The organism is Microbacterium xanthum, from assembly GCF_034531355.1.
In the GTDB taxonomy this organism is placed as follows: domain Bacteria; phylum Actinomycetota; class Actinomycetes; order Actinomycetales; family Microbacteriaceae; genus Microbacterium; species Microbacterium xanthum.
Window position 1 is genome coordinate 390460 of sequence record NZ_JAWHUE010000001.1, and the last position, 16830, is coordinate 407289.

Sequence of the window (16830 nt, forward strand, 5' to 3'; positions counted from 1 at the left end):
TGCGAGGTCACGCGTCATGTGAGGTCACGCGTCATGTGACGTCACACGGTCGCATCGTGAGCCGGTCAGCGGCAGAATGGCCGGGATGTCCCAGACGTGTCACTGTTGTCTCTAGCGCCCACGCGCTTCTCAGACGACCCATCCCCCGCACCGGCGGTGCGGACACGACACCCTCAGGATCCCCGTGCGCTACGTCGACTCGATCGCCGAACTCATCGGCAACACCCCGCTCGTCCGCCTCAACCGCGTGACCGAGGGCATCCGCGCCACCGTGCTCGCGAAAGTCGAATACCTCAACCCGGGCGGCTCGGCGAAGGACCGGATCGCCGTCGCGATGATCGATGAGGCCGAAAGCGCCGGGCATCTGCGGCCCGGTGGCACGATCGTCGAACCGACCAGCGGCAACACCGGCGTCGCCCTGGCGATCGTCGCGCAGCAGCGCGGGTACCGCATGATCTGCGTGGTTCCCGACAAGTTCGCCGGCGACAAGGTCGCCACCCTGCGCGCGTACGGTGCCGAGATCGTCGAGGTCCCCACCTCGGTGCCGCCGGAGCATCCCGAGTCGTACTACTCCGTCTCGGACCGACTTGCCCGAGAGATCCCCGGCGCGTTCAAGCCCGACCAGTTCTCGAACCCGGCTGCGCCGCGCAGCCATTACGAGACCACCGGTCCGGAGATCTGGCGCGATACCGACGGCGAGGTCACCCACTTCGTCGCGGGGATCGGCACCGCCGGCACCATTTCGGGCACGGGGCGCTACCTCCACGAGGTGTCGGGGGGTCGCGTGCGGGTGATCGGCGCCGACCCGGTGGGGTCGATCTACTCCGGTGGGCCCGTGCACGGCTTCCTCGTCGAGGGTGTCGGCGAGGACTTCTTCCCGCCCAACTACGACCCGGATGCGGTGGACGGCTTCGAACGCGTCTCGGACGCGGAGTCATTCGCGATGACACGTCGCCTGGCCACCGAGGAAGGGCTGCTGGTCGGCGGATCCAGCGGCATGGCCGTCGTCGCCGCTCTCCGCACCGCCCGCGACCTCCCCGAGGACGCCGTTGTCGTCGTGCTGCTGGCCGACGGCGGACGCGGCTACCTCCACAAGTTCTTCGACGACACGTGGCTCGACGCTCACCTGCCGTCATCCGATGACAACGACCACGAGGACACCCCATGAGCTCCCCTCTCGCCCGCGACTTCAACAGCCTCGCCGTGCACGCCGGCCAAGATCCCGATGCCACCACCGGCGCGGTGATCCCCCCGGTCCACTTCTCGTCGACGTTCGTGCAGGACGGTATCGGCAACCTCAGGGACGGCTACGACTACGGTCGCGCCGGCAACCCCACGCGCACGGCGCTCGAACGGCAGCTCGCTGCGATCGAGGGTGCCGAGTTCGGACTGTCCTTCGCGTCGGGGCTCGCCGCGGAGGACGCGTTGCTGCGCGGCGTGTTGCGCCCGGGCGATGAAATCCTCCTCGGCAATGACGCGTACGGCGGCACGTATCGGCTGATCTCGAAGATCCTCGTGCCGTGGGGCGTGACCGTTCGGGTCGCCGACCTCAGCGATCCCGTCGCGGTCGAGAACGCGCTGGCGCAGCGCGCACCGAAGCTGGTGTGGGTGGAGACTCCGAGCAACCCGCTGCTGCGCGTCACCGACATCGCGGCGCTCGCGGCGTCGGCGCACGCGGTCGGCGCCCTTCTCGTGGTCGACAACACGTTTGCGACGCCCGCGCTTCAGCGCCCCCTCACCCTCGGGGCGGACGTGGTCGTGCACTCCGCGACGAAGTACCTCGGTGGCCACTCCGACGTCGTGGGCGGTGCCGTGATGACCTCCGACGCCGAGATCCACGAGAAGACAAAGTTCCTCCAGTTCGCCGCCGGCGCGGTGTCGGGCCCGCTGGATGCGTGGCTCACCACCCGCGGCATCAAGACGCTCGGGATCCGCATGGAACGGCACAGCGCGAACGCGCAGCGCATCGCGGAGACGCTCGCGGACGACCCGCGGGTGACAGCCGTCCACTATCCGGGGCTTCCCTCTCATCCGGGGCACGAGACCGCCGCGGCCCAGATGTCCGGCTTCGGCGGCATCGTCTCCCTCGAGCTCGCCACAGGTGCGCGGGCACGGGCGTTCTCGGAAGCGACGAAGCTGTTCACCCTGGCCGAGTCTCTCGGTGGCGTGGAGTCGCTGCTGAACTACCCCGACGCGATGACCCACGCCTCGGTCCGGGGCACCGAGCTGGCCGTTCCGGAGACGCTGGTGCGCCTGTCGGTCGGCATCGAGGGCGTCGAAGACCTGCTCGCCGACATCGATCAGGCGCTCGACGCGGGGACCCGCTGATGACGACGCGCCGACCGCGGAGCCGGCTGACGGACGCCGAGTTCTTGGAGGCACTCGAGGACTGCACGCTCCCGCCGCGAGAGTTCGACCATCGTGGGCACGTCCGTCTCGCGTACCTGAGCTCGGTCGACGGAGATTTCCCCACCGCGCTGGCACGGGTGCAACGCACCATTCGGGCGTATGCTGCGGAGCTCGGCAAGTCCGACAAGTACCACGAGACGATCACGGTCGCCTTCCTGGCGCTCGTCCGCGAGCGACTGTGGAAGAACGGCCCCGGCGCCGACTTCGAGGAGTTCGAAAGCGCGCACCCGGACCTGTTCGACGCTGATCTCCTCGCCCGCCACTACACCCCCGAGGTCCTCGGATCCCCGATCGCTCGACAGACGTTCGTGCTCCCCGACGCCCGCGACTGACGCCGGTCAGAAGACGTCGCCGGTCGCCGCGAACGGGCGACGACGCCGACTGAGCAGCGTGTCGATCGTGACCGCGAGCACGAGCACGACGCCGGTGGCGATGTTGCGGGCCGACGCGTCGAGGTCGATCAGGGTCAGGCCGTTGGCGATCGACTGGATGACGAGGATGCCGACGAGTGCGGACCAGGCGTTGCCGCGCCCGCCGTACAGGCTCGTGCCGCCGACGATGGCGGCCGCGATCGCGATGAGGAACAGCTCTCCCCCGCCGGAGCTCTGATTGGCCGCCGCAAGTCGCCCGGCCGCAAGGACTCCGCCGAGCGCGGCCAGCGTCGAGCAGGCGACGAAGGCGCTGACGACGATGCGTCGTACCGGCACTCCGGCCAGTCGTGCCGCGTGGTGGTCTCCGCCGATCGCGCGGATCCCCCGCCCCCAGCGCGTGCGACGCAACACGATGTCGGCGCTCCACACGAGGGCCACGAACAGCACGACGCTCCAGCCGACCCCGCGCGCCTGGGAGAGGTAGGCGACCGGGACGGCGAGCAGAACCGCGACCAGGAGCGTCTTGAGCGCGATCGCACCGACGCTTTCGGCTCCCAGGTCTGCGGCGCGTCGCCGTCGCCGGGCGATCACGCGCGGGACAAGGGTTCCGACGACGGCGAGGGTGACGAGCATCCACGCCACCGGCGTCGGGACGAACGCGGTCTGGGTGAACCGCACGAGCCAGGAGTCGAACGGGAGATTGATCGACCCGGCGTCGCCGAGGATCTGCCATTGCAGGCCCGTGGCGATGAGGAGTCCGGCGAGGGTGAGCACGAATCCGGGCAGGCCGACACGGGCGATCAGCACCCCGTAGAGCACCCCGATGATCGCCCCGACCGCGAGCGCGGAGACCACCGCGATGGCGAGGGGCCACCCCCACGACATCGCCGTCACGGCGGCGATCGCCGCGGCGAGCCCGCTGACGGCGCCGACCGAAAGGTCGATCTGCCCGATCAGCAGCACGATAACGACCCCCAGCGCGATGATGCCCGTCGACACCGACTGCAGGGAGAGGTTGACGAGGTTGTCGGGTGCCCAGAAAGCGGGAGACGCGAAGCCGAGGATCACCCAGATGACCACCAGCGCGATCACGATGGGGAAGACCGGGCGCTCGCCGTCGCGCATGCGCCGCCAGTGCTCTGCGAGGTTCATCCGCGCCACCCTCCGACATCCGATGCCGCGTGGCCCATCGGCGCTGTGGCCCCCGTGATCGCCCCCAGCAGCTCTTCGGCGGTGGTCTGCGCGGCGTCGTACTCGGCGACCAGGCGCCCGAGGCGGAGGACGATCACGCGGTCCGAGACGGCGAGCACGTCCGTGATCGAGTGGCTGGCGAGCACGACGGCGTGCCCGCGCGAACGCAATCGACCGATCAGCGTGAGGATCTGGGCGGTCTGGCGCACGCCGAGGGCGTTCGTCGGCTCGTCCAACAGCACGACCCGCGGGTCGCCGAGCAGGGTGCGGGCGATGGCGACGCTGCGACGCTGTCCGCCGGAGAGCGCGTGCACCGGCACCCTCACATCCGGGATACGGGCGGCGAGACTGTCGAGGACGACGCGGGCCCCCCGTTCCATCTCGACCTCGTCGAGAAGGCCGGCCCGCGCCTCCTCGTGGCCGAGATAGAGGTTCTCGACGACGTCGAGGTTGCCGCACAGCGCAAGCGCCTGCGGGGAGGCGGCGATTCCGTGGCGCCGCGCGTCGGCCGGCGACCCGAACCGCACGGCAGCGCCGTCCACGCGCACCACCCCGGAGGTGGGGGCCGTCGCACCCGAGGCGATCCCCATCAGGGTGGACTTGCCCGCTCCGTTGTCGCCGACGACGGCGACCACCTCCCCGGCGTGGATGTCCAGATCGATGTCCACGAGGGCGTGGGCTGCTCCGAAGCTCTTGGAGACGCCTACGAGTGAGACGACCGCTGTCATGGGAGCTCCCTGTCGGTCAGACCGAGCTGCGCGCAGGCGTCGGCGTACGGCGGTGTACAGATGGCATCGGCCGAGTGCACCCGACCCTGGATGATCACGCGTTCGATATCGTCTCGCCAGACGCTGGTGGGCGCCAGCAGGAAGCTCGAAATGCCGTCGCGGATGCCGGGCGCGGCCGGCTCCTCTCCGCGCAGGAGCCGCACCGCGACCTCCGCGGCGGTGCGCGCCTGGTCGTCGGTGGCCTTCGCCACCGTCATCAGCTGGTCTCCCGCCACGATGCGCTGTATCGCGGAAAGTTCACCGTCCTGCCCCGACACCGGCGGCATCGGGTCGATGCCCGCGGCTTTCAGTGCGGCGATCGCACCCCCGGCGAGGGCGTCGTTGGCGGCGACCACGCCGTCGATCCGCCCCGGGTGCTGAGCCAGCTGACCGGCCACCCACTCCTGCGCCTCCGTCGCGCTCCATGCGGGCACGTCGAACTCGCCGAGGATCTCGACGTCGGCGTCACGAAGGGCGTCGTGCACGCCGGCGCGCAAGGCGGCGGCGTTCGGGTCGGTGGGCGAGCCGTGCAGGAGGAGAAGGCCGGGTGTCTCCCCCACGCGGATCTGCGGGAGCGCATCGACGACCGCGTCGGCTTGCTGACGCCCGATCAGCTCGGAGTCGAACGACACGTACACCGCGACGTCGGGATGCTCGATGAAGCGGTCGTAGGCGACCACGGTCGCGCCGCTGCGCGCGGCGGCGGCCACGATGCTCTCGGCGGCCACGGTGTCGACGGCGTCGATGACCAGCACATCGGCACCCCGTGCGAGCATCGCCTCCGCCTGCTCCTGCTGCCGTGCGGCGCTGGAATTGGCGTTGGCGTAGAGCAGCTCGCAGTCCGGGCAGCGTTTGGCGACGGTCTCTTCGAAGGTGGGCCGGTCGGATGTCTCGTATCGCGAGATGCCGGCTTCCGGCAGCAGCAGGCCGATCGTGCCCGCGTGCGTCGACGCTGCGGGCGCGGGAGCACAGCCGGCCAGGGCGATCGCGGCGAGGGCGCAGACGACGGCCAGGCTCCGCCGGATTCCGATCCTGCTCATGACGCGACCCCCAGAGCGCCGAGTTCGCGCGCGCGATCGAGTGCCGCGGCCAACGCGCCGCGCAGTTCCGCTTCGCCGCCGAATTCGGCCGGGACCACATTGGGCGCTCCGACGTTCGTCGCGAGGGTGTGCTGCTCGAGCGCCTCCCGCAACGGCCCCAGAAGCACCTCTCCCGCGGTGGACATGTCGCCTCCGATCACCACGATCTCCGGGTCGACCACGGTGCACAGGTTCGCGATCGCGGTTCCGAGCGTGCGTCCGGTGTCGGCGATCGCGCGGCGGCATCCGGGGTCGCCGTCGAGAGCCCGGGTGATCACGTCGTCGAGGGTGAGGTGGCCATGACTGGCGCTGAGGATCTGCACCAGCGCCGCCGCCCCCGCGACCGTTTCGAGGCACCCCCGGTTGCCGCACCGGCACACCGGTCCGCGCTCGTCGACGATCATGTGCCCCAGTTCCCCCGCGGTCCCGCGGCGGCCGTGGAGAACACGGCCACCCAGCACGATGCCGGCACCGATGCGGTGCGAGACGCGCACGTACGCGACGGGGTCGGCACCGACACCGGCACCGTAGCGTGCCTCCGCCAACGCGCCGAGGTTGGCGTCGTTGTCGACGACCGTGGGCACCGACGAGGTGGCGGCGAGGATCTCGGTGACCGCAGCGCCATCCCACCCTCTCAGCAGCGACGTGGACGACACCGTCCCGGTGGCCACCTCGACCGGAGCAGGGACACCCACGCCGATGGCCAGCAACTCATCTCCCGCGGCGTCGACCGACTCGACCATCTCCTGCACGAGCATCGCAGCGCGTTGCAGGCTCATATCGGCGCGATGATCGGGAGCCAGCGGCAGGGTCTCGGACGCCAGGATCTGCATCGAGGTGTCGGCGAGCGCGACGTGCATCGACCGGGCGGCCAGGTCGATGCCGGCGACCATGCCGATCGAACGCGCGAGCGTGACCAGTCGGGCGCGGCGACCGGAACGGATGGAGGGGCTGGTGTCGAGGACACCGGCGTCAGCGAGCTCGGTGACGATGTTCGACACGCTCGCCGGAGACAGGCCGGTGATCGTGGCCAGTTCCACCTGCGTCAGAGAGCCGTGTTGTTGCACGGCTCCGACGACGCGGGCACGGTTGGCCTCACGAAGTGAGGTCTGCGACCCCTTCGCCGCCTGCGTGTCGCGCACACGTCGTACAGTACCGGCCAATTGTCTTGACTTCGGAAAGTCACACGAAAATCACGTTTCGCGTGTTCTTGAGTTCAGGTCTTGACTTCAACAGGGCTCTCCCCCTTAGATGAATCTCGACAGCGAGCGCGGGGTAGCGCTCCGGCACGGCCCAACCCGTTCCGTGCACCACATCGGCAAGGAAGACGATATGAATCTGCGCAGCAAGAAATCGCTCATGGCCCTCGGCGCGGGGGCGGCAGCCCTCACGCTCGGCCTCTCGGCCTGCTCGGGAGACACCTCCGAGAGCAACGACGGCGGCGGCAGCAGCGGCCCCGAGGTCGAGGTGTTCACCTGGTGGGCCGCGGGCTCCGAGAAGGCCGGCCTCGACGCTCTCGTCGGCGTGTTCAACGAGCAGCACCCCGACCTCGAGTTCGTCAACGGCGCCGTCGCCGGCGGCGCCGGCTCTGCGGCGAAGGACCTCCTCCAGTCGCGTCTGCAGGCCGGCGACGCCCCCGACACCTTCCAGGCCCACGCCGGCGCGGAGCTCCAGGACTACATCGACGCCGCACAGATCCAGGACGTGTCGGACCTGTACAGCGAGTTCGGTCTGACCGACGCGTTCCCCGCCGACCTCATCGACCGCATCACGGTCGACGGCGCGATCTACTCGGTGCCGTCCAACATCCACCGTGCGAACGTCGTGTGGGCCAACCCCGCCGTACTTGAAGAAGCCGGGCTGGACCCGGAGGCGGAGTACGAGAGCATCGACGACTGGATCGTGGCGCTCGACGCCGTGCAGGAGACCGGCAAGACGCCGCTGTCGGTCGCGACCACCTGGACCCAGGTGCACCTGCTCGAGACGGTCCTGCTGTCGTCGCTGGGCGCCGAGGACTACAACGGCCTGTGGGATGGCTCCACCGATTGGGAGAGCTCGGAGGTCACCACCGCCCTCGAGAACTTCGAGACCGTGATGAGCTACACCAACGACGACCGCGACGGACTGGACTGGCCCGACGCCACGCAGCAGATCATCGACGGCCAGGCCGCCTTCAACGTGATGGGCGACTGGGCGGAGGCCGCCTTCGCCGAGGCCGGTGCGACCTCGCCGGACGACTACATCTACTTCCCGGTCCCGGGCACCGCCGGTGTCTTCGACTTCCTCGCCGACTCGTTCACCCTCCCGGTGGGCGCACCGAACGAGGACGGCGCCAAGGCATGGCTCGAGACCGTCGGCTCCGCCGAGGGCCAGGCCGCGTTCAACAAGGCCAAGGGTTCGATCCCGGCCCGCACCGACGCCGACACCAGTGACTTCAGCCCGTACCAGCAGTCCGCCATCGAGGCGTGGGGCAGCGACGTCATCGTGTCCTCGCTCGCACACGGCGCGGCGACCCCCGTCGCGACCCTGAACCAGGTGTCCGACGCGACCAGCAAGTTCACGACCGGGGCATCCGATCTCGCGACGTTCCAGTCCGAGCTCGCGGCCGCCGTCGCCGGCTGACATCGCAGAACGGCCCGGGGCCCTCGGGCCCCGGGCCGTTCGCGCCTACCTCCGGAGAGTCCTCCCATGCTCAAGCGCCTGAAGACAGCGGGACCACCGCTGCTGCTGCTCGCCCCCTCCCTCATCCTCCTGGCGGTCTTCGTCTACGGTCTCCTGGCCGCGAACTTCCAGACCTCGATCACCGACAACCACACCGCCGCGCAGGCCACCGGCCAGCAGCCGACCGCTGTGGTGTGGTTCGAGAACTACTTCGCCCTGCTGGCCAGCGACGACTTCCAGCACTCACTGATGAACCTCGTGATCTTCACGGTCGTGTTCCTCGTGGGCACCATGGTGATCGGCTTCAGCTGGGCCTGGCTCATGGACAGGCCGTCCCGCGGTGAAGGTTTCTTCCGCGCCATCTACCTCTTCCCGATGGCCGTCTCGTTCGTCGCCTCCGGTGTGGTGTGGCGCTGGCTCCTCAACTCCAACGAGGGCGAGAACGCCAGCGGCTTGAACCGCCTCTTCCAGATGATCGGGCTGGACTTCCTGCAGAACCCGTGGTGGAACGACGTCACGTGGGGCATCGCGGCGATCGCCCTGCCGGCGATCTGGCAGCTGTCCGGGTACGTCATGGCCCTGTTCCTGGCCGGGTTCCGCGGCATCCCCGACGAACTGCGCGAAGCAGCCCGGATGGACGGCGCGAGCGAGTGGCAGCTGTACCGGCTGGTGCTCTTCCCGCAGCTCTCCCCCGTCGCCCTGTCGGCGCTGATCATCATCGGCCACATGTCGTTGAAGTCCTTCGACCTGATCATGTCCATCTCGAAGCCGTCGAACTACCAGACCAAGGTTCCGGCGGTCGACATGTACGTCTTCAAATCGAGCTTCGACTACGCCAACGCCGCGGCGGTCGGAACGATCCTGCTCGTGATCGTCGCGGTGATCGTCATCCCTTACCTCATCTGGACCAACCGTCAGGAGCAGCGATGACCACCCCCATTGCCGCAGCCGCAACGACGCCACTCTCGGGCGCGGACGCCCCGCAGCTCGACACACCACGCAGGAAGACGCAGAACCGGTTCGGCCTGGGCCGCACCATCCGGTTCGCCCTGATGATCCTCTTCGTCATGGTTGTGCTCACGCCGGTCTACGTGCTGTTCATCACCAGCTTCAAGGGCGCCGGCGACGCCTCACCCGCACGGGCGTGGAACCTGCCCGAGACGTGGGTGCTCGACAACTGGATCGGTGCGTGGAACGCGTTGGCGCCGTCGATCGGCCGTTCGTTCATGATCGTGATCCCGTCGGCGATCATCTCGGCCTTCCTCGGCTCCCTCAACGGCTACGTCCTCTCGCTGTGGACCTTCCGCGGCGCGAACCTCGTGTTCACGCTCATCCTGTTCGGCATGTTCATCCCGTACCAGGCGGTGATGATCCCCCTGCTGGAGATCATGTTGGGTGCCGGTATCCCGAGCGGTGTCCCGTCGCTGATCCTGCTGCACATCATCTACGGCATCCCGATCACGACGCTGATCTTCCGCAACTACTACCAGACCATCCCCCACGAGCTCGTCGAGGCCGGACGGATGGACGGCGCCGGGATGCTCCGCACCTACTGGTCGATCATCCTGCCGATCTCGATCCCCAGCTTCGTCGTCGTGCTGATCTGGCAGTTCACGAACGCCTGGAACGACTTCCTGTTCGCGGTGTTCTTCTCCTCATCGCGCAACGGTCCGGTCACCCTCGCGCTGAACAACCTCGCCAACGGCGCGCTCCTGCAGGACTACGGCATTTCGATGGCCGGCGCTCTCCTGGCATCGCTGCCGCCGCTGCTGGTGTACATCCTGCTGGGCAAGTACTTCGTCGGGGGCCTGATGTCCGGCTCCGTGAAGGGCTGACCGAGGCGGCGTCGAGTCGCTGCGCGACGAGTGACGCGATGCGGTGGCGTCGACGATTCCTCTCGGGACCGTCGGCGCCATCGTCGACTATCCGTCGGTCGCCGCGGCTCCCCACACGTCGAGCGTCTGCGCAACGGCAAGGGTGTGGGACCACGGCATCTCCGGCACCTCGAGCCGCCCCTCTGCGATCGCGAGGGACAGCGCGTCGGCTTCCGCCGCCATCGGCTGCACGGAGGGGACCTCGATTCGTCGCTCTTCGCCGCGGGACCGCACGATGATCTCCCGTGCGCTCTCGGTCCGGCTGCCCCAGGCATCCGGGAGAACGATCTCCCCGTCGGTGAGTCCGATCCGGGCGCTCGACGGCAGAGCCTCGATGATGGAGGCCTGGAGCGTCGCGGAGACCCCGCCGATGCGCAGTTCTCCCCTGATCGAGCCGTCGACGTCGCCGACCATCACGGCCGAGGCGTCTGTGACGGTCACCGGTGAGGTCACGTCCCCCGCCGAGGCCGCGATCTGCACGGCGAGCGAGACGGGGTAGCAGCCGACGTCGAGCAGTGCACCGCCGGCGAGTGAGCTGTCGAACAGTCGCCCCTCACGGGTGCCCGCGGCGAAGCCGAACGCGGCGTCGACGGAGGTGACGACCCCGAGTTCCCCCGAGGCGACGAGGTCACCGACGCGGGCTGCGAACGGCCCGAAGCGTGTCTTGAACGCCTCGAGGAAGGGCCGTCCCACCGTCCGTGCGACGTCGATCACGGCGGCCGTCTCGGCGAGAGAGGGTGTGGCCGGCTTCTCGCAAAGAACCGCTTTTCCCGCCTCGAGCGCCTGGCGCGCGAGCTCGGCATGCGCGGTGTGCACCGCGCCGATGTAGACCGCGTCGATGTCGTCCCGCTCCAGCACCTCGGCGATGGTTCCGGATACCGCCGCCTGGTGCTGGCCGGCGAAAGCGTCGGCTCGCACCCGCGACCGACCCCCCACGGCCCGAAGCTCGCCGAAGCGGGAGGCCCGCAAGCCGACTGCGAAATCGGCGCTGATCGCGCCAGGTCCGAGGATGGCCCATCGTGTCGTCGTCACAGCAACAGACGCTACACGCGCCGCAACGATGAAGTGCACGACGCGGGTGGCCAGGCGCCGGCCGAGCTCGGCGATGCCATGTGACGGCTCGGGAAGCTCCCGGGGCTGGGGAGTCGACCGAGACGGAGAGATGCGAATCTGCAGGACGACACCGACATCGGCTGACGCAAAGACGGCCTCGATGCCTCGATCGGAATCCCCGATCAGGTAGACCATTTTCGGCGGAGACGGAGGGATTTGAACCCCGTCTACGTGTGCGCGCTCCTCCTCGTTCAGGGACGCTCGCGTTGATTCACCAGGCCTCGCGGAGCAACTCGTCGACGTTCAGAAGTGCTCGCGGGTGTTGGTCTTTACGCGATTCTTACGCAGGTGATCGCCCCCGCTCCGAATCGAACGACAGCCCATCCGGCTCTTGCCAGACAGGGCTCCCGCTGAGGACGAGACTCAGCCCGGTTCAACGTTCGAGCAATGCTCGCGCATCCCGCCGAACAAATGCCGAGAGCTTCCCGGCGTCGGCGGCCCCTCGCAGATCACTCAGCGTCGCGATCGCCTCGGATGCCGCCCAGATCGCATCCGACAATCGGCCGAGCAGCTCTTTGCGAGCCTCGCTTGTAAGCGCGCTGTCCGAGTCGAGCGCGTGCCATATATCCCACTTGTCGTGTCCGAACATCTCTACACCCCCGCTCGCCGGGTCGAGGATGATCGGACGGTTGTTCGCGCGGGAGGGCCATCCCGCAGCCGTTAGCGCCGCTGGGCATATCCCTACAGACAAGCCCACCCGAGATGTCGTAGGGATCAGTTCAAGCTGAATCATCCACGCGACCTCTGCACGGATGACGCGCAAGTTGCGACCACGCCCGACGAAGCCCCGAGCCACCAGTTCAGATCGAAGACTCTTGATGATCTCGGTACGGCTCATCATCGTTCGTACACATCCAATTGGGCGGTCCAGCGTTGCCCCGTCAATTCCTCAAGGTACGTCCGGTAGCCGTTCACCTGTCTCCAGCCCATTGAGATCGCCGAAGGCGAACCCGGTCTTGAGCTCACCGACGATCCGTTGCGTCCAATTGATCGCGTCCCGTCGAAGGGCGACGAGGAGCCTGGAGCAGACTTCCGTGACTAACGCAACGTACGCGAACCTGGACACCGTCGCGACGTAAGTGACGCCATTGACGCTCAAGCGGCCCTAAGGGCCGCGCATACCAGGTTGACGAAGTCCTCTCCGCTCACGGGCAACCCCTTCGCGGCTCTGTGCCCAAGCGTCGCAATCACCCGATCAGGATCGACGTTGTAGTTCGGATTCTGGACGTTCTTGAAGCCCATGAGGACATGGCGCTGATAGGACACATCTCGCTTGCTTTTCGTGAACATCGTCCAGTGCAGAGCAGGGGCTTTGCTGATGATGACGTCGCCCAGCCACAGTGCGATGTCATTGACGACGGCGTACCAGAGATTTCTCAGCCGCTCCGGATCCTGGTCGCTAACTCCCACGTTGTCGTTGAACCACAGGTTGAGCATCCTCAAGGACTCATCGTCTTGCCCAAGCTCAACGCCGTTGGCTCTCACCAGAGTGCCCAGTTGCGCATGTCGTTCGGCCTTCGAACTCATGAGGTGGTCGTACGCCGCGCGAGCCTCTGAACGCGACAGTTCTGCCAGAGGACCCCGCGCCGGTGGTAGGTACGGGTGGTACTGATCCCAAGTGATACTCATCTCACGATGATCCGGATACGGCGTTGTCCCACGCTAGGCACATACAGCCAGTGCTTGTCGTGCGCCGGCACGAACCCATGCCCGACCATCGGCGAGCTTCCTTTCCAGACCCGGTCGCGCATCCGCAGAAACACTTCGCTTCGCGGCTATTTTGGCCAAAGCCTTCACTGCGTGTCCGCCGACGTCTGAGTCATCCATCAGCTCGACAAGGACTGCGTCAGCAGCGGCGTTCTTGGAGCGAGTCAGCCCTAAGACAATCATCTCGCGCGCTCTGCCAAAGGACGTATCGCTCGCCAACTCAACGAGCTCGTCGTAGAACGCGTCGTCCCACACGACCTCAAGAGCATTGCCGACAGTCCAGCGGAGTCCGAGACCGGTGGCGTCCTCCGCGTGCCTGAACTCGTCGATGAGCACAGGTGTGGCAGCAGGCCTCGCCCACGGCACACTCAACGCCCTAACGACTTCACCCTTAACCTTCGTGTCCCGCACCTTCCGCAGATGCTCCAGCAGAACTGGGACTGCATCCCGATAGTTCACACCCGACATCCGAAGACTTGACAATGAGTCGACCGCGTAGCCAAGAGCAGCGAGATCCTGGAGGATGCCACGCTCTCCTGTTGTAGGTGCGGTCATCAGGGCCGGCCTCGTTGCGTGAGGTGAGGAACGCACTGGTGACAGGTCAAATCGTCACCGGGATCGTCACGCCGTCTGGATGTCATCGATACAAAACTCGCCAACTTGCTTAGGACCCTCGAGGATCGCGATACGAGCACCCGGCTGCAGCGCATCAGACCCAGGGCTCCCCGGCACGAGGGATGAGAGTTGCGCGCGTACCGAGGCTGTGCGATCTCCCGCCTCAAACGTGACAACGATGCTGAACTGGCCTCCAGTCCAGGGCCAACCAGGCGGGCGCTTGCCGAGTGGCAGGGCTCGAACTCCCGTTGCGGCATAGCGCGCCCCAACAGGAGGACCGCTTTTCGACCGCCCTCATCTGGAGGGAAGAAGCGGGCCGTCCCCGACAGCGCAGTCATTTGATCACCTCCCACGGCAATGTGCTGAGAACTCCCAGACCTTCTGGCTCAACGTATCGCGCCGGCTTGATGCCGTCGAGCCCGTCAAGTCGTTGAAGGCAATCAATGAATGTCTCTAAGACGCATACCCGCACAATCGCGCCGCGGCCGGGACACCCGCGCCGATCTTCGCCTCGCGATGGTCACCTGGATCGAGACGAAGTACAACCGCAGGCGCCGGCAACGCGGCCTCGGCAAACTCACCCCCGTCGAGTTTGAGCTGATCTACAGGGACGCAGAAGCGGCCTGATTACCCCAACCCCGATTGTCAACAAGCCTCGGGGCAAACCCCTGGATGCTCCCTCCCTGGTCCGCGGTCAACGCGCGTCGAGTCCGCTGAGGCGCGATTCCGGCTGACGGGTGAGGGCGGGTTCCAGCGAAGCAGAACTGAGGAACTTCAGTCAGCGCCGTCAGTCGCCTTATTGTCGACTACTTCTTCGTGCGAAGCTGCAACCGTCGCCGCCCTCGACGAGCTCGAGTCCTGCGAACGCAACAGCATCAGCGCCCTCATCGCATCAAAGGCGCATCTTTACGCCACCAAGGCCGACAACTCTCCGCTAGCTGAGGACTCAGATGCCCGGAATTGCTGACACGAACAAGATCGATCTCGTCGCCCAGGAGGCTGAAGGCACCGTCATACTCGTCATGTTCGAGGAACGCCCCTGGGGATGCGACCCTCGCCAATTGAGCCAGCTTCAGGAGAAGATCAACCTCTACGTCGGCTACGTGCTCGATGGGAGCCTGGCCCGGCAGTATCCCGAGACCACCGGGAAGCCGGTCCGAATCCGGCTCGACTGCGCCGAAATGCCAACCGGCCACATCGCGCACATCACCGCGCACGCTGCGAGCCAGCTCAGGGCAGGCTCCATCGAATTCCAGATCAACCTGAGGAACTGAGCGGGAAGCGACTCCGGAACGCCGCGACGAAGGCACGTAATTCAACCGCAGCCGCGTCGTTTCGGTCGCCGAGATCCGTCTCAGCAGCGTCGACCAGTCCGGCAGCGCGATCGCGGTCGCCGGCTAGCGCCCAGGCCACGGGCCGCCGGTAGACCAGCTGATGCTCAAGCCCCAGACCATCACCCATGAGCTCGCACAACACCCTGAGGCTCGAGCCCGACTCGATGAACGGCATCGCGTACTCCCTAACTGCCAAGATGAGATCGTCCACACTCGCGTCCGGGTCTTCGACACTCACCATCCAGGCTCGATACCGCGCTCCCGGCATCACATAACCCAGCGGGGTACTTACGGTCGGCGGATGATAGGCGTGGAACCTCTCGCCGCGTAGCTCGGCGACTACGCGTTCGACGCCCTGGTGCCGAACACCGACGACCGGGTTGACCTCAAACTCACCCCCTGAGCTATGTCGACTAGCCCGATTGAGACCGAGCCAGCCAAGCACCTCGTCCGTGACCTCTCGGGTGAAGACCGAGCCAGGCATCGGATGCGGCTCGGCGTCGCGAATGGCTTGACTCGGCCACCCGTACGTTGGCTTCACTCGAAGCTCAGATCGCGGGTGAGGCTGCCGCGAACCATGCGCGCGAGTCAGCTGACTCGAAGAGGTACGAGGCGCTGACGGGTCAACGGGATCGAGTCCGTCTCGCTGCTGACGCCGTCGCTCGGGCGCAGGAACGCACGCCCCGGGAGGTGCCGAAGCTCGGAGCCGCCCACCAGGACCACGCGCGCGCTCCGCATGACGTGAATCACGCCGTCGGCCATGCCTCGCGTGGTCTCTAATGTGGGCAGTGAGAGCTTCTGCTCAGTGGGCTCGAGTGCGAGGGGCTGCTGAGTGCGCCATCTCTTGGCGGGCGCGCCTTGCGAAGATCGGTGGAAGCGCAAGAGTGGCGACGGCGACCAGCGCAGTGGTCGCCGCGAGGCTGTCTCGTCCTCCGTACTTGAGCCATCCCAGCACCCCTCCGCTGTAGGGAACATCGCCGAGTTCGCGAACTGCTGGTCCGAACTCCCACGCCGTGTAGGCGGTGATCACCAGCGCGAACGTCACGACGGCGAACGCAATATTGGCAGCTGCCGCCGAACCGGGTGTGAGTCGGACCACGCTGATGACGAGCCCGCTGATTGTCACGCTGCCGACGATCGCCGTGACGGCGAGGATCAGCGCTGGGACGTGCGGGCCGACAACGGTCTCGATGTCGTTGGTGACGGGGTGCAGGGCTACTCCGTCGTGAGCCGCTGATACGCGCATGCTGAGGTATCCGAGAACGAGTACAAATACCGCCCCCGCGACCGCGCCAACTGCTGCCCACGTCAGTTGCCTCATGCGGCGCCACGATACGCAAAGAGTCGCCGCGTCGCGACCGGCGCGCATCCTCCCATCATTGGTGCATGGTCTCGCGGATGAGTTGGACTGTGATGGGAGCGGGCTGAGTCGCTTCGGTACGGTTGGAGCATGCTGTGGAGGCGGTACTCGAAAGTGGTCGCCCTGGCGTTTCCGGTCGGTGGTCTCGGTGGGGTGATTCTGGCGTCGCTCGTCTACTTCGGTGGGAACCCGGACTATCGCAATCAGGGTGGACTGTCGGCGTTCATGTACCTGGTGGGAGCGGGGGGTCTGCTGGGACTGGGGAGCGCCGTAGGGGCAGTACTAGGGGCAACTCTGATTCTGCTCGTATGTGATCGGCGCCTCCAGAGGTCCTCCGGGGCGCGAATTG

At 67.1% G+C, this 16830-nt stretch carries 17 protein-coding genes and 1 pseudogene; 8 read left to right on the forward strand and 10 right to left on the reverse strand.

The genetic code is table 11. The annotated features are described in order from the left end of the window. The first annotated feature begins 184 nt into the window (after positions 1 to 184). Genes RZO50_RS01955 through RZO50_RS01965 form a run of 3 tightly spaced genes read left to right on the forward strand, consistent with a single transcriptional unit; the run spans position 185 to position 2741 of the window. Positions 185 to 1168, forward strand: coding sequence for a PLP-dependent cysteine synthase family protein (locus tag RZO50_RS01955; RefSeq protein ID WP_322598024.1), 984 nt, complete (start codon positions 185 to 187; stop codon positions 1166 to 1168). Beyond that, positions 1165 to 2328, forward strand: coding sequence for a cystathionine gamma-synthase (locus tag RZO50_RS01960; protein ID WP_322598025.1), 1164 nt, complete (start codon positions 1165 to 1167; stop codon positions 2326 to 2328). Before RZO50_RS01955 ends, RZO50_RS01960 begins: the two co-directional genes overlap by 4 nt. Further along, positions 2328 to 2741 (forward strand): hypothetical protein, encoded by a 414-nt coding sequence (locus tag RZO50_RS01965; RefSeq protein ID WP_322598026.1) that lies wholly within the window; start codon positions 2328 to 2330, stop codon positions 2739 to 2741. Before RZO50_RS01960 ends, RZO50_RS01965 begins: the two co-directional genes overlap by 1 nt. Before the next feature lie 6 nt (positions 2742 to 2747). On the opposite strand, the gene RZO50_RS01970 is transcribed toward RZO50_RS01965, so the two are convergent. From RZO50_RS01970 to RZO50_RS01985, 4 genes are read right to left on the reverse strand one after another with little or no spacing between them, the layout of a single operon-like run. Beyond that, positions 2748 to 3932: a sugar ABC transporter permease gene (locus tag RZO50_RS01970; protein ID WP_322598027.1), complete on the reverse strand. Its 1185-nt coding sequence runs from the start codon at positions 3930 to 3932 to the stop codon at positions 2748 to 2750. Next, on the reverse strand, positions 3929 to 4699 hold the full coding sequence (locus tag RZO50_RS01975) for an ATP-binding cassette domain-containing protein (protein WP_322598028.1): 771 nt from the start codon (positions 4697 to 4699) through the stop codon (positions 3929 to 3931). The genes RZO50_RS01970 and RZO50_RS01975 overlap by 4 nt, the downstream gene beginning before the upstream one ends. Continuing rightward, entirely contained in the window at positions 4696 to 5778 is a 1083-nt protein-coding gene (locus tag RZO50_RS01980; RefSeq protein WP_322598029.1) for a substrate-binding domain-containing protein, read from the reverse strand. The genes RZO50_RS01975 and RZO50_RS01980 overlap by 4 nt, the downstream gene beginning before the upstream one ends. Next, positions 5775 to 6959, reverse strand: a complete 1185-nt coding sequence (locus tag RZO50_RS01985; RefSeq protein WP_322598030.1) for an ROK family transcriptional regulator — start codon at positions 6957 to 6959, stop codon at positions 5775 to 5777. Before RZO50_RS01985 ends, RZO50_RS01980 begins: the two co-directional genes overlap by 4 nt. Before the next feature lie 190 nt (positions 6960 to 7149). Here RZO50_RS01985 and RZO50_RS01990 point away from each other — a divergent pair, with 190 nt between their 5' ends. The 3 genes from RZO50_RS01990 to RZO50_RS02000 all read left to right on the forward strand — a co-directional run bounded on the left by RZO50_RS01990 (position 7150) and on the right by RZO50_RS02000 (position 10313). After that, positions 7150 to 8439 carry an ABC transporter substrate-binding protein gene (locus RZO50_RS01990; RefSeq protein WP_416211500.1) on the forward strand — a complete coding sequence of 430 codons (1290 nt, stop codon included), beginning with the start codon at positions 7150 to 7152 and terminating at the stop codon, positions 8437 to 8439. A 66-nt stretch (positions 8440 to 8505) separates the two neighbouring features. Then, positions 8506 to 9408: a carbohydrate ABC transporter permease gene (locus tag RZO50_RS01995; RefSeq protein WP_322598031.1), complete on the forward strand. Its 903-nt coding sequence runs from the start codon at positions 8506 to 8508 to the stop codon at positions 9406 to 9408. Then, complete coding sequence (locus RZO50_RS02000) at positions 9405 to 10313, forward strand: carbohydrate ABC transporter permease (protein WP_416211501.1); 909 nt, start codon at positions 9405 to 9407, stop codon at positions 10311 to 10313. Before RZO50_RS01995 ends, RZO50_RS02000 begins: the two co-directional genes overlap by 4 nt. Before the next feature lie 87 nt (positions 10314 to 10400). On the opposite strand, the gene RZO50_RS02005 is transcribed toward RZO50_RS02000, so the two are convergent. From RZO50_RS02005 to RZO50_RS02020, 4 genes are all read right to left on the reverse strand, one after another. Beyond that, on the reverse strand, positions 10401 to 11384 hold the full coding sequence (locus RZO50_RS02005) for a Gfo/Idh/MocA family protein (RefSeq protein ID WP_322598032.1): 984 nt from the start codon (positions 11382 to 11384) through the stop codon (positions 10401 to 10403). 454 nt (positions 11385 to 11838) lie between these two features. Continuing rightward, positions 11839 to 12303 carry a hypothetical protein gene (locus RZO50_RS02010; protein WP_322598033.1) on the reverse strand — a complete coding sequence of 155 codons (465 nt, stop codon included), beginning with the start codon at positions 12301 to 12303 and terminating at the stop codon, positions 11839 to 11841. A gap of 257 nt (positions 12304 to 12560) precedes the next feature. Further along, complete coding sequence (locus tag RZO50_RS02015; protein ID WP_322598034.1) at positions 12561 to 12992, reverse strand: hypothetical protein; 432 nt, start codon at positions 12990 to 12992, stop codon at positions 12561 to 12563. Between the two features lie 135 nt (positions 12993 to 13127). Continuing rightward, the gene (locus tag RZO50_RS02020; protein WP_322598035.1) at positions 13128 to 13727 is read right to left on the reverse strand and encodes a HEAT repeat domain-containing protein; all 600 of its coding nucleotides are present in this window, start codon (positions 13725 to 13727) and stop codon (positions 13128 to 13130) included. Positions 13728 to 14279: 552 nt separating this feature from the next. Between RZO50_RS02020 and RZO50_RS02025 the strand changes: the two are divergent. Continuing rightward, positions 14280 to 14414, forward strand: a pseudogene (locus tag RZO50_RS02025) (IS3 family transposase); the annotation flags it as partial. A gap of 323 nt (positions 14415 to 14737) precedes the next feature. Next, positions 14738 to 15061, forward strand: coding sequence for a DUF6572 domain-containing protein (locus RZO50_RS02030; protein WP_322598036.1), 324 nt, complete (start codon positions 14738 to 14740; stop codon positions 15059 to 15061). Here the strand turns inward: RZO50_RS02030 and RZO50_RS02035 are convergent. Both RZO50_RS02035 and RZO50_RS02040 read right to left on the reverse strand, forming a co-directional pair. Further along, complete coding sequence (locus tag RZO50_RS02035) at positions 15045 to 15605, reverse strand: hypothetical protein (RefSeq protein ID WP_322598037.1); 561 nt, start codon at positions 15603 to 15605, stop codon at positions 15045 to 15047. The genes RZO50_RS02030 and RZO50_RS02035 overlap by 17 nt on opposite strands. Before the next feature lie 318 nt (positions 15606 to 15923). Next, positions 15924 to 16442, reverse strand: a complete 519-nt coding sequence (locus RZO50_RS02040) for a hypothetical protein (RefSeq protein ID WP_322598038.1) — start codon at positions 16440 to 16442, stop codon at positions 15924 to 15926. Positions 16443 to 16830: the final 388 nt, after the last annotated feature.

Coding starts and splice junctions, on each gene's coding strand:
- RZO50_RS01975 (WP_322598028.1), bottom strand. CDS start 4,699: ATGACAGCGGTCGTCTCACTCGTAGGCGTCTCCAAGAGCTTCGGAGCA.
- RZO50_RS02035 (WP_322598037.1), bottom strand. CDS start 15,605: ATGCCTGGCTCGGTCTTCACCCGAGAGGTCACGGACGAGGTGCTTGGC.
- RZO50_RS01980 (WP_322598029.1), bottom strand. CDS start 5,778: ATGAGCAGGATCGGAATCCGGCGGAGCCTGGCCGTCGTCTGCGCCCTC.
- RZO50_RS02040 (WP_322598038.1), bottom strand. CDS start 16,442: ATGAGGCAACTGACGTGGGCAGCAGTTGGCGCGGTCGCGGGGGCGGTA.
- RZO50_RS02015 (WP_322598034.1), bottom strand. CDS start 12,992: ATGAGTTCGAAGGCCGAACGACATGCGCAACTGGGCACTCTGGTGAGA.
- RZO50_RS02010 (WP_322598033.1), bottom strand. CDS start 12,303: ATGAGCCGTACCGAGATCATCAAGAGTCTTCGATCTGAACTGGTGGCT.
- RZO50_RS01970 (WP_322598027.1), bottom strand. CDS start 3,932: ATGAACCTCGCAGAGCACTGGCGGCGCATGCGCGACGGCGAGCGCCCG.
- RZO50_RS02000 (WP_416211501.1), top strand. CDS start 9,405: ATGACCACCCCCATTGCCGCAGCCGCAACGACGCCACTCTCGGGCGCG.
- RZO50_RS01990 (WP_416211500.1), top strand. CDS start 7,150: ATGAATCTGCGCAGCAAGAAATCGCTCATGGCCCTCGGCGCGGGGGCG.
- RZO50_RS02030 (WP_322598036.1), top strand. CDS start 14,738: ATGCCCGGAATTGCTGACACGAACAAGATCGATCTCGTCGCCCAGGAG.
- RZO50_RS02020 (WP_322598035.1), bottom strand. CDS start 13,727: ATGACCGCACCTACAACAGGAGAGCGTGGCATCCTCCAGGATCTCGCT.
- RZO50_RS01960 (WP_322598025.1), top strand. CDS start 1,165: ATGAGCTCCCCTCTCGCCCGCGACTTCAACAGCCTCGCCGTGCACGCC.
- RZO50_RS01965 (WP_322598026.1), top strand. CDS start 2,328: ATGACGACGCGCCGACCGCGGAGCCGGCTGACGGACGCCGAGTTCTTG.
- RZO50_RS01995 (WP_322598031.1), top strand. CDS start 8,506: ATGCTCAAGCGCCTGAAGACAGCGGGACCACCGCTGCTGCTGCTCGCC.